The organism is Aeromonas sp. HMWF015 (genome assembly GCF_963878965.1).
Lineage (GTDB): Bacteria > Pseudomonadota > Gammaproteobacteria > Enterobacterales > Aeromonadaceae > Aeromonas > Aeromonas veronii.
The window spans coordinates 2,150-9,845 of record NZ_CAWNZT010000109.1 but is presented as its reverse complement, the minus strand read 5'-3'; the positions used below and the strand labels follow the sequence as shown (position 1 = coordinate 9,845).

The 7,696-nt window shown below is 62.2% G+C and carries 7 protein-coding genes and 1 pseudogene; all 8 read left to right on the top strand.

What is annotated here, in order from left to right; translation table 11 throughout:
• Window positions 1-758 (top strand): LysR substrate-binding domain-containing protein (locus tag AACS18_RS05320; protein ID WP_258228858.1); only part of this gene is annotated, 758 nt, incomplete at its 5' end.
• Between the two features lie 197 nt (window positions 759-955).
• Window positions 956-2,101, top strand: coding sequence for an ABC transporter substrate-binding protein (locus tag AACS18_RS05315; protein ID WP_108613888.1), 1,146 nt, complete (start codon window positions 956-958; stop codon window positions 2,099-2,101).
• Between the two features lie 143 nt (window positions 2,102-2,244).
• A complete protein-coding gene (locus tag AACS18_RS05310; protein WP_108613887.1) occupies window positions 2,245-3,258 on the top strand; it encodes an ABC transporter ATP-binding protein in 1,014 nt (337 codons plus the stop codon).
• Entirely contained in the window at window positions 3,255-4,223 is a 969-nt protein-coding gene (locus AACS18_RS05305) for an ABC transporter permease (RefSeq protein ID WP_005346227.1), read from the top strand. Before AACS18_RS05310 ends, AACS18_RS05305 begins: the two co-directional genes overlap by 4 nt.
• 35 nt (window positions 4,224-4,258) lie before the next feature.
• A complete protein-coding gene (locus AACS18_RS05300; RefSeq protein ID WP_005352644.1) occupies window positions 4,259-5,086 on the top strand; it encodes an ABC transporter permease in 828 nt (275 codons plus the stop codon).
• Between the two features lie 29 nt (window positions 5,087-5,115).
• Window positions 5,116-6,546, top strand: a complete 1,431-nt coding sequence (locus tag AACS18_RS05295) for a gamma-aminobutyraldehyde dehydrogenase (protein ID WP_108613886.1) — start codon at window positions 5,116-5,118, stop codon at window positions 6,544-6,546.
• A 152-nt stretch (window positions 6,547-6,698) separates the two neighbouring features.
• On the top strand, window positions 6,699-7,493 hold the full coding sequence (phhA, locus tag AACS18_RS05290) for a phenylalanine 4-monooxygenase (RefSeq protein WP_108613885.1): 795 nt from the start codon (window positions 6,699-6,701) through the stop codon (window positions 7,491-7,493).
• Between the two features lie 63 nt (window positions 7,494-7,556).
• Window positions 7,557-7,696, top strand: a pseudogene (locus AACS18_RS23135) (4a-hydroxytetrahydrobiopterin dehydratase); the annotation flags it as partial.

Below are 7,696 nucleotides of genomic sequence, written 5' to 3'. Positions count from 1 at the left end.
GCGTCACCCTCACCACCCAAGGCCATCAGTTTTTGCTCCACGCCCGCCGTATTCTCGGCGCCATGACCGAGGCGAGCCACTCCCTCAAAGCAGTAGCCCAGCAGGATCAGGGGCGACTCACCATCGGCGTGACCACTCTGGTGGCGGGTTACTACCTTTCAGAGGCGCTCGGCCGTTTTCGCCGCGCCTTTCCGGCGGTACAGATCGAGGTGAAGGAGGATGAACAGCCCTTCCTTGAGCACCAGATCGTCAACGGCGAGGTGGATGTGGGGATCCTGATGACCAACCGCACCATCCGGCAAGAGGCGTTTGATACCGAATTGCTGACCCGTTCGCCGCTGCGCCTCTGGCTGGCCGCCAACCACCCGCTCTGCGCCGAGTCGACCCTCTCGCTCACCGCGCTGGGGGAGGAGCCGATGATCTCGCTGACCGCCGATCAGCTCGATCAGATCATCGGTGGCGGCCTGCGCCGCTACGGCATCTCCCCCCGTATCGTGCTGCGCACCGCATCGGTGGAGGCTGTGCGCAGTCTGGTCGCCAGCCAGCTCGGGGTCGCCCTGTTGCCCGACTTTGCCTATCGCCCCTGGTCGCTGGAGCAGGAGCGGGTCGAGGCGCGCCCCATCAAGGAGCCCATTCCCGCCATCGATATCGGGCTGGTGTGGCGCCGTGGTTCTCGGCTGGATTGGACGGCGCGGGAATTTATCGATATTGCGCGGGATCAGAGCCGGTTGAGAGCTCGTCAGGCGCTCCCTCGCTAGCCATCTCTTGCGGGGTAGCCACCAAAAATCAGATTCATCTGCACTCGATATCGATTTAGCTGATACCTGAGCCATCAAAAATTGAAATATTCATCGTATTGCCACTCCCCTAAGCTCATTGCTGGTTAACAGGATGTTAACGCCCGCAGTGGCGTTCCTTCACCTGATGCAAGTCAACACAATGCAAGGAGTGCATGATGAAATTGACCCCTCTGATGCTGGCTCTTGTGCCGGCGCTGCTGGCTGGCCAGACCCAGGCTGCCCCGACCGAGCTCGGCAAGGGTGAAGGCCAGCTCAATATCGTGGCCTGGGCTGGCTACGTTGAGCGTGGCGAGACCGACAAGAACTACGACTGGGTGACCGGATTCGAGAAAGAGACCGGCTGCAAGGTGAGCGTCAAGACGGCGGCCACCTCGGACGAGATGGTGGCGTTGATGAACGAGGGGGGCTTCGATCTGGTGACCGCCTCCGGCGATGCCAGCTTGCGTCTGATTGCCGGTGGCAAGGTGCAGGCGCTCAATCTGGCGCTCATCCCGAGCTACAGCAAGATTGATCCCCGGCTGCAAAATGCCCCCTGGCACACTGTGGATGGCAAGCACTACGGCGTGCCCTACCAGTGGGGCGGCAATATCCTGATGTACAACACCAAGGTGTTCCCCAAGGCACCGGACTCCTGGAACGTGGTGTTCGAGGAGCAGACCCTGGCGGATGGCAAGTCCAACAAGGGGCGGGTGCAGGCCTTTGACGGCCCGATCCACATCGCCGATGCCGCCCTCTATCTGATGACCCATCAGCCCGCCCTGGGCATCAAGGATCCTTACGAGCTGAACGAGGATCAGTACAAGGCCTCCCTCGATCTGCTGCGCAAGCAGCGCCAGCTGGTGGGACGCTACTGGCATGATGCTTTCGTCCAGATCGATGACTTCAAGAACGAAGGGGTGGTCGCGTCAGGCTCCTGGCCGTTCCAGGCCAATGCCCTGATTGCCGACAAGCAACCCATCGCCACCACTGTGCCGAAAGAGGGAGTGACCGGTTGGGCCGATACCAGCATGGTGCACAGCGATGCCAAGAACCTCACCTGCGCTTACAAGTGGCTGGAGCACTCCCTGAGCAACAAGCTGCAGGGGGATCTCGCCGCCTGGTTTGGCTCGGTGCCTGTGGTACCTGCCGCCTGTGATGGCAATGCCCTGCTGGGCCAGACCGGGTGCAAAACCAACGGTATCGACAACTTCGATCGGGTTCGCTTCTGGCGCACTCCGGTCTCCCAGTGCAAGAGCCAGGGAACTTGCGTGCCCTATTACCGCTGGGTCTCCGACTATATCGCCATTCTGGGCGGTCGCTAAGGCGGCGTGAGCAAGGTGGTCGCCCCGGCTGCCACCTTGCCAACGGCAGGGGAGCTGCGCCTCCTCTGCACGACTGCAGAGAGCGGATAATCAAGCGGGCCGGACAGGAGTCCGGCCCATCCCAGCACAGACAAGGACGCCCCATGAACGCCGTACAATTTGACCGGGTCAGCCGCCACTATGGCGAGGTGAAGGCGGTCGATGACATCTCTTTCCAGATCCCCTCCGGGGAATTCTTTACCCTGCTGGGGCCGAGCGGTTCCGGCAAGACCACCTGCCTGCGGATGATCGCGGGCTTCGAGTACCCGAGCAACGGGGAGATCCGCCTGTTTGGCGAACCCTGCTCCACCGTGCCGCCCTATGATCGCAACCTGAACACCGTGTTTCAGGACTATGCCCTGTTTCCCAACATGGATGTGCGGGACAACATCGGTTATGGCCTGATGCTCAAGGGGGTGGCCAAGGCGGAGCGTTACCGCAAGGTGGACGAGATGCTGGAGCTGGTGCGACTGCCCGGGGTCGGCAAGCGCCGACCAAGCCAGCTCTCCGGCGGCCAGCGCCAGCGCATCGCCATCGCCCGGGCGCTTATCAACCAGCCACGCATCCTGCTGCTGGATGAGCCGCTGGGGGCCCTCGATCTCAAGCTGCGCGAGCAGATGCAGCTTGAGCTCAAGGCGCTGCAACGCCAGCTGGGCATCACCTTTATCTTCGTCACCCACGATCAGCAGGAAGCGCTCTCCATGAGCGACCGGATCTGCATCTTCAGTCAGGGCAAGATTGAGCAGATCGCTGCGCCCGATACTATCTACGACGCTCCGGCAACGCCGTTTGTGGCCCGCTTCGTCGGTACCGTCAATCTGTTCGAAGGGGAGCAGGCCAGACGGCTGTGCGGTGACGGCAGCCAGATGATGGTGCGCCCGGAGCGGATCCGGCTCGGTGAGGCGGGCGCGCCGGGCTGGTCGGGGGAGATCCGCGAGGTGGAGTATCTGGGCCCCTTCGTCCGTTATCGGGTTGATCTCGGGGAGCAGCTCGAGATCATCGTCAATCACCCCAATGAGGGGCAGGCCCGTCTGGCCCGTGGCAGCAGGGTCAGCCTCAGCTGGCCGGAGCAGGCCATCCACCGCCTGAGCGGCGCCCATCAGGGGGCGCAGCCATGAGTGCCCCTCACAGTGCGAGTCTTGCCATGAACCATCAGCCCGAACCTGCCCGTTTCAGGCCGCTGCGGCGCCTCTCGACCCTGCTCTATGGTCGACCCGGCCTGCTGCTGGCGATCCTGCTGGGGCCGCCGCTGCTGTGGCTCGGCATCATCTATGTCGGCTCCTTGCTGATGCTGCTCTCCAACTCCCTGTTCGGGCTGGACGAGTTCAGCGGTCAGGTGCGCCACGAGCTGGGGCTGCAAAACTTCGTCGCCCTGCTACGGCCGGAGAACCTGGATGTGATCGGCCGCACCGTCGGCATGTCGCTACTGGTGACCCTGGCCTGCGCCCTGCTCGGTTTTCCGGTGGCCTACTACATGGCGCGCTACACCAGTGGCAAGACCCGGGCGCTGTTCTATGTGGGGATCATGCTGCCGCTCTGGTCCAGCTATCTGGTGCGGGTCTATGCCTGGAAGCTGATTTTGGCCAAGGAGGGGGTAGTGAGCTGGCTGGCCGACAGCATGGGGCTGGAGTGGCTGCTCGATGCCATCCTCTCCCTGCCGGTGATAGGTGGCCCGTCGCTCTCTTTTTCGCGGCTCGGCACCTTTATCGTGTTCGTCTATGTCTGGCTGCCCTTCATGATCCTGCCCATTCAGGCAGCGGTGGAGCGTATACCGCGATCCCTGCTGGAGGCGAGCAGCGATCTGGGGGCGACACCCGCCCAGACCTTTCGCAACCTGATCCTGCCGCTGGCGTTGCCCGGTGTGGTGGCGGGCTCCATTTTCACCTTCTCGCTGACCCTCGGTGATTACATCATCCCCGGCATCATCGGCAACTCGACCATGTATATCGGTCAGGTGGTCTACATGCAGCAGGGAACGGCGGGCAATCTGCCCTTTGCCGCCGCCTTCTCGCTGGTGCCGATCCTTATCATCGCCATCTATCTGGCGATTGCGAAACGGTTAGGAGCCTTTGATGCGCTTTGACTCTATCGCTTTGAACCGGCAGCAAGGAGGCCGTCATGTCAGCTAGCTCAGTGAGCCGTCAGGGAGAGCGCCCTTCGGGCCTGCTCAAGTACGCCGCCATCGGTGGACTCTTGTTCCTGCACTTTCCCATTCTGTTTATCTTCCTCTACGCCTTCACCAGCGAGAGCAAGAGTTACCAGTTTCCGCCCCCCGGGCTCACCCTCAAGTGGTTCGAGGTGACCCTCAATCGCCCCGATGTGTGGCGTGCCATCCAGCTGTCGCTGGAGGTCGCGGGGCTGGCAACGTTGGCAGCCATGATCCTCGGCACCTTGGCGGCAGGGGCCATTGCCCGCAGCCGCTTCTTCGGTCAGGAGGTGGTGTCGCTGTTGCTGGTGTTGCCCATCGCGCTGCCCGGTATCGTCACCGGTATCGCGCTGCGCTCGGCCTACGGCTTGATGGAGATCCCGTTCAGCTTCTGGACCATCGTTATCGGCCACGCCACCTTCTGTGTGGTGGTGGTCTACAACAATGCGCTGGCCCGTTTTCGCCGCACCAACCAGAGCCTCATCGAGGCGTCGATGGATCTCGGGGCCGACGGCTTCCAGACCCTGCGCTACGTGATCCTGCCCAATCTGGCCACGGCGCTGCTGGCGGGGGGCATGCTGGCCTTTGCCCTGAGTTTTGACGAAGTGATCGTTACTACCTTCACTGCGGGCCAGCAGACCACGCTGCCCATCTGGATGTATCAGGAGCTGATCCGTCCCCGAGACAGGCCGGTCACCAACGTGGTGGCCCTCATCATAGTGGCCTTCACCACTATCCCCATTTTGCTTGCCTACTACCTTACTCGCGACACTCATGATGTCGCTGGCAGTGGCAAATGATGACTCAACGCGTGCGCAAGGATGCAACCATGAAACTCTCTACCCAACTCTTGATTGATGGCCAGTTTGTGACCGGCGAGGGGCAGGCCGAACCCATTCTCAACCCGGCCAACGGCGAACAGATCGCCGCCGTGCCCGAAGCCTCGTTCGAACAGGTGAACCGGGCGGTGAACGGTGCCCAGCGCGCCTTCGCCCAGTGGAGCCGCACCACCCCGGCAAGCCGCAGCAACCTGCTGCTGCGTCTGGCGGATCTCGTCGAGCGCCACGCCGAGGAGTTTGCGGCGCTGGAATCCCTCAACTGCGGCAAACCTTATCTGGCGGTGCTCAACGACGAGCTGCCCGCGGTGGTGGACTGCTTCCGCTTCTTTGCCGGGGCGGCCCGCTGCCTGCAAGGGCCGCTGGCGGGGGAGTATCTCGAGGGGCACACCAGTATGATCCGGCGCGATCCCATCGGGGTGGTGGGCAGTATCGCCCCCTGGAACTACCCGCTGATGATGGCGGCCTGGAAGATGGCGCCGGTGCTGGCGGCGGGCAATACGGTGGTGCTCAAACCCTCCGAACAGACCCCGCTCACCGCCTTGCGTCTTGCCGAACTGGCCAGCGAGATCTTCCCCCGCGGCGTCATCAACGTCATCTGCGGGCGGGGGGAAAGCGTGGGGGCGCCCCTGGTGGAGCACCCGCTGGTGCGGATGGTATCGCTCACCGGCGATATCGCCACCGGCCAGAAGATCCTGCAGAGCGCCGCCCGCACCATGAAGCGCACCCACCTTGAGCTGGGCGGCAAGGCGCCAGTGATCATCTTCGACGATGCGGATCTGGAGGCGGTGGTGGCGGGCATTCGCACCTTCGGTTTTTACAATGCAGGGCAAGATTGCACCGCCGCCTGCCGTATCTATGCCCAGGGCAAGATCTACGACAAGTTCGTCGCCGCCATGACCGATGCGGTGGCCTCCATCAAGGTGGGAAACCAGTACGAGGAGGGGGTCGAGATGGGGCCGCTCATCTCGGACAGACAGCGCAACCGGGTCGCCAGCTTTGTCGAGCGGGCCCAGAGCAGCGGTCATGTGGAGGTGACGGCGGGAGGCAAGATCCGCCCCGGCAAAGGCTTCTTCTTCGAGCCGACCCTGATTGTCGGGGCCCGGCAGGAGGATGAGATTGTGCGCCGCGAGGTGTTTGGCCCTGTGGTGTCGGTGACCCGTTTCAACGATGCCGAGCAGGTGGTGCAGTGGGCCAACGACTCGGACTATGGCCTCGCCTCGTCGGTCTGGACCAAGGATCTGAGCCTCGCCAGCAAGGTGGCCAGCCACCTGCAATATGGCTGCACCTGGATCAACACCCACTTCATGCTCACCTCCGAGATGCCCCACGGGGGCATGAAGATGTCGGGCTACGGCAAAGATCTCTCCCTCTATGCGCTGGAGGATTACACGGTGCCGCGCCATATCATGGTCAAGTTGTAGTGGGGATTGGTGAGCGGGTTGTCACAATTTATTTACAACTGTTTCAGGTAGCCGACTCATGGGTCGGCTGCTTTTTTTGTTGCCATTTCGTTACAGTGAAGCCGTGATGAAACGGCAAGGCGCCTGATGTGGCGCCAGAGGATGGAACCGCTATGGCAACCTTCTACACCGCCCACCAGCCGGATGCTGACGGGGTGATCCACTACAGCAACGAAGAGCACGGCACCTGGCAGATCCTGATCGAACGCCAGCTGGCGGCGCTTGAAGGCAAGGCGTGTGACGAGTATCTGGCGGGCCTTGAAAGACTGACGTTGCCGCGAGATCGCATCCCCCAGCTGGCCGAGATCAACGCCGTCTTGCAGCCTGCGACCGGCTGGTCGGTGGAGGCGGTGCCTGCACTTATCTCGTTCGATCGCTTCTTCGCCCTGCTGGCCAATCGCCAGTTTCCGGTGGCGACCTTTATCCGGCGCCGGGATGAGCTCGACTACCTGCAAGAGCCGGATATCTTTCACGAGATCTTCGGCCACTGCGCCATGCTGACCAATCCGGCCTTTGCTCACTTTACCCACCTCTACGGTCAGTTGGGGCAGCAGGCGAGCAAGGAGCAGCGGGTCTTTCTGGCGCGGCTCTACTGGTTCACCGTGGAGTTTGGCCTGCTGGCCACGCCTGACGGGCTGCGTATCTACGGCGGCGGTATTCTCTCCTCCATCGGCGAGACCGCCTATGCCCTCTGTGGCAAACCGCTGCTGCAACCCTTCGATCTACTGACTGTGCTGCGCACCCCGTATCGCATCGACATCATGCAGCCCACCTATTTTGTGCTGCCGAGTCTCGATCATCTCTACCAGCTGACCGGGGAGGAGATCATGGCTGCTCTGGCGGAGGCCAGTCGGCTTGGCCTCTATCCGCCACGTTTTGAGGTTGCCGCTGGCAAACAGGCGAGCTGACCAAAAGCAAACAACCCTATTTCATTTTCATTAATTTTTCATTAATTCAAGCAGGAGTAACCCATGTCCGAACTGGCCAGCCAACAGTGTGAAGCGTGTCGCGCCGATGCCCCCAAGGTGAGCGATGAGGAGCTGCGCGAGCTGATGCAGCTTATTCCCGACTGGCAGCCGCTGGTGGAGGAGGGGGCGCTGCAATTGCGGCG